The organism is Mesorhizobium sp. M5C.F.Ca.IN.020.32.2.1 (assembly GCF_004023105.1).
Lineage (GTDB): Bacteria > Pseudomonadota > Alphaproteobacteria > Rhizobiales > Rhizobiaceae > Mesorhizobium > Mesorhizobium wenxiniae.
In genome coordinates this window covers 1-3604 of the sequence record NZ_RZSX01000675.1, presented here as the reverse complement: position 1 = coordinate 3604, position 3604 = coordinate 1, and the positions used below count along the sequence as shown (strand labels likewise).

Here is a 3604-nt window from a genome sequence, read left to right as displayed (position 1 = left end):
CGCCGCCCTTTCCTATTCGCTGACTCCCAGCCAGGAATTCGCGTTGGCCGAAATCAACGCCGATCTGGCCGATCCCGAACGCATGCTGCGGCTTTTGCAGGGAGATGTCGGCTCCGGCAAGACGGTGGTCGCGCTACTCGCCATGGCGCGAGCCGTCGAGGCCGGCGGCCAGGCGGCGTTGATGGCGCCGACCGAAATCCTGGCGCGCCAGCATCTTGCGACGATTGCACCTTTGGCGGAACAAGCCGGCCTGCGCGTTGCCATCCTCACCGGCCGCGAAAAGGGCCGCGAGCGCACCGAGACGCTGGCCGGTCTGGCCAATGGCGAGATCGACATCGTCGTCGGCACCCACGCCCTGTTCCAGGAAACGGTGACCTTCCACGACCTCGTCCTCGCCGTCATCGACGAGCAGCACCGCTTTGGCGTCCACCAGCGGCTTGCCATCACCGCCAAGGGCGATGCCCCCGACATGCTGGTGATGACGGCGACGCCGATCCCGCGCACGCTGGTGTTGACCGCTTTCGGCGACATGGACGTGTCGAAGCTGACCGAAAAACCGGCCGGTCGCCAGCCGATCCGCACCGTCACCCTGCCGCTCGAGCGGCTCGACGAACTGGTCGGCCGCATGCGCGACGCCGTCGCCGACGGCCAGAAGATCTACTGGATCTGCCCGCTGGTCGAGGAATCCGAAGAGATCAAGCTGATGTCGGCGGAGGACCGTTTTGCCTCGCTGAAGCCGCTGTTCGGCGACCGGATCGGCCTGGTGCACGGTCGCATGAAGGGCGCCGAAAAGGACGAAGCGATGCGCGCCTTCAAGGCCGGCGAGACACGCATCCTGATCGCCACCACGGTCATCGAGGTTGGCGTCGATGTGCCGGATGCGACGATCATGGTCATCGAGCATGCCGAGCGCTTTGGCCTCGCCCAGTTGCACCAATTGCGCGGCCGGGTCGGTCGCGGCGAAAAACCATCCTCCTGCGTGCTGCTCTACAAGGATCCGCTCGGCGAGACGGCAACGCGCCGGCTGTCGGTGATGCGCGAGACCGAGGACGGATTCCGCATCGCCGAGGAGGACCTGAAGCTGCGCGGCGAAGGCGAGTTGCTCGGCACCCGACAGTCCGGCACGCCGGGCTTCCAGGTGGCGCGCATCGAGGCGCATGCCGACCTGCTGGAGGCCGCCCGCGACGACGCGCGGCTGATCCTGTCGCGCGATCCGGAACTGCAATCCGAACGCGGCGCCGCCCTTCGCATGCTGCTTTATTTGTTCGGCCGCGACGAGGCGGTGCGGCTCTTGCGCGCCGGCTGAGGCCCGGCATCCACCGGCGGATTGGCGATCTGAACGCCGATCGGTTTGCCGTTCAACGTCACCATTTTCGTCTTGACCGCCGGCGCCACCAGGCCTGCCGAAACGATCAGCTTGGCGCCGTCCTCGACCGTCATGTCGAGCAGCACGATATCGGATTTCGGCACATACATGAGAAAGCCGGTGGTCGGGTTGGGCGCGCACGGCATGAATACCGCGATCAGCGGATCACCTTCCTGGTCGAGCTTCTGGTTGATCTCGGTTTCCTTGTCGCTGGCGACGAAGACCAGCGACCAGACGCCCTTGCGCGGATATTCGACCAGCCCGACCTGGCGAAACATGTCGCCTTTGTTCGACAGCACAGTCTCGAAGATCTGCTTCAGCGAGCCGTAGATGCCGCGCACCAGCGGCATGCGGCCGAGCAGCCGTTCGCCGAACAAGACGATAGCGCGGCCGACGATATTGGCGGTCAGGAAACCGATCAGGGTGATCAGGATCAAGGCGACGATCAGGCCGAATCCCGGAACCGGCGCCGGCAGATAGCTATCGGGGTTGTAGCGCGCCGGAATATAGGGTTTCACCCACGAATCGACCCAGCCGATGAAGGACCAGGCGATGTAAGCGGTGATCGCCAGCGGCGCGCAGACGACAAAGCCTGTCAGGAAGTAATTCCGCAGCCGGGTCATGCCAGAGGTCTTGGGCGCATCGGACATGGTTCACCGCAGCACTGGTTGCGCGCAACATTAATGAACCGCAATCCGCTTTGGAACCGCGAAATTTTTTAAACCACGCCTATTCCACAGTCACCGATTTCGCCAGGTTGCGCGGCTGGTCGACGTCGGTGCCCATGAACACGGCGGTGAAATAGGCCAGCATCTGGATCGGCAGCGCGTAGATGATCGGCGAGATGATTTCCGGCACGTCCGGCAGCACGATCGTCTCCATCGTCTTCACCGTGGCGTGTGCGGCACCCTTGCTGTCGGTGATCAGGATGATCTTGCCGCCGCGTGCCGCCACTTCCTGCATGTTCGATACGGTCTTTTCGAAGATGCGGTCATGCGGGGCAATGACGATGACAGGCATGTTCTCGTCGATCAGCGCGATCGGCCCGTGCTTCAGCTCACCGGCGGCGTAGCCCTCGGCATGGATATAGGAGATTTCCTTGAGCTTCAGCGCGCCTTCCATGGCCAGCGGGAAATTGGTGTCGCGGCCGAGATAGAGCACGTTCTTATAGTGAGCGAGGTCGCGTGCGACCTTTTCGATCTGCCCGTCGAGCTTCAAGACCTGGTTGGCATAGCGCGGCGCTTCCGACAGTTGACGTACCAGCGTCGCTTCCTGCTCCCGCGAGATCGTTCCGCGCGCCACGCCGGCCCGCACGGCAAGCGAGGCCAGCACCGACAATTGACAGGTGAAGGCCTTGGTCGAGGCGACACCGATCTCCGGCCCGGCCAGCGTCGGCAGGATGACGTCGGACTCGCGCGCCATCGTCGATTCGCGGACATTGACGACCGCGCCGATCTTCATGCCCGCCTTGCGGCAATAGCGCAGCGAGGCCAACGTGTCGGCGGTCTCGCCCGATTGCGAGATGAAGAAGGCGGCGTCTGTCTTCGACAGCGGCATCTCGCGGTAGCGGAATTCCGAAGCGACATCGATGTCGACCGGCAGCCGCGCATAGCGCTCGAACCAGTATTTGCTGATCAGGCCGGCGAGATAGGCAGTGCCGCAGGCCGAGATCGCCAGCCGGTCGATTTTGGCGAAATCGAACGGCAGGTCGAGCGGCTTCGATACGCCGCCGACAAAATCCACATAATGCGCCAGCGTGTGCGAGATCACTTCGGGCTGTTCATGGATTTCCTTCTCCATGAAATGGCGCCGGTTGCCCTTGTCGACCATGAAGCTGGTGCTGAGCGACTGCTGGCGCTTGCGGTCTACTTTGCTGCCGTCCATGTCGAAGATGGCGACCTCGTTGCGGCGCACCACCGCCCAGTCGCCGTCCTCCAGATAGGTGATCGAATTGGTGAAGGGGGCAAGCGCGATGGCGTCCGAGCCCAGGAACATCTCGCCCTCGCCATGGCCGACGGCCAGCGGCGGGCCGTTGCGCGCCCCGACGATGAGGTCCTCGTCGCCCTTGAACATGATGGCCAGCGCAAAGGCGCCTTCCAGCCGCTTCAGCGCCTGGTGCGCGGCCTCGACCGGCTTCAGGCCCTTGGCCAATTCGCGCCCCACCAGATGTGCGACGACCTCGGTGTCGGTCTGTGATGAAAATGTGTAGCCGTCCCGCATCAGCTCGTCGCGCAATTC

The 3604-nt window shown here is 63.8% G+C and carries 3 protein-coding genes; 1 reads left to right on the top strand and 2 read right to left on the bottom strand.

Annotated elements, in window-relative coordinates; translation table 11 throughout:
- Positions 1–1306: ATP-dependent DNA helicase RecG (gene recG / locus EOA86_RS26780; RefSeq protein WP_128344454.1), on the top strand; the 1306-nt coding region annotated here is incomplete at its 5' end.
- Here the strand turns inward: recG and EOA86_RS26775 are convergent.
- Together EOA86_RS26775 and glmS are read right to left on the bottom strand one after the other, a co-directional pair.
- Positions 1258–2016: a DUF502 domain-containing protein gene (locus EOA86_RS26775; protein ID WP_128344452.1), complete on the bottom strand. Its 759-nt coding sequence runs from the start codon at positions 2014–2016 to the stop codon at positions 1258–1260. The two genes, recG and EOA86_RS26775, sit on opposite strands and share 49 nt — an antisense overlap.
- Positions 2017–2095: 79 nt before the next feature.
- A partial coding sequence (gene glmS, locus EOA86_RS26770) for a glutamine--fructose-6-phosphate transaminase (isomerizing) (RefSeq protein WP_128344450.1) occupies positions 2096–3604 on the bottom strand: 1509 nt, incomplete at its 5' end.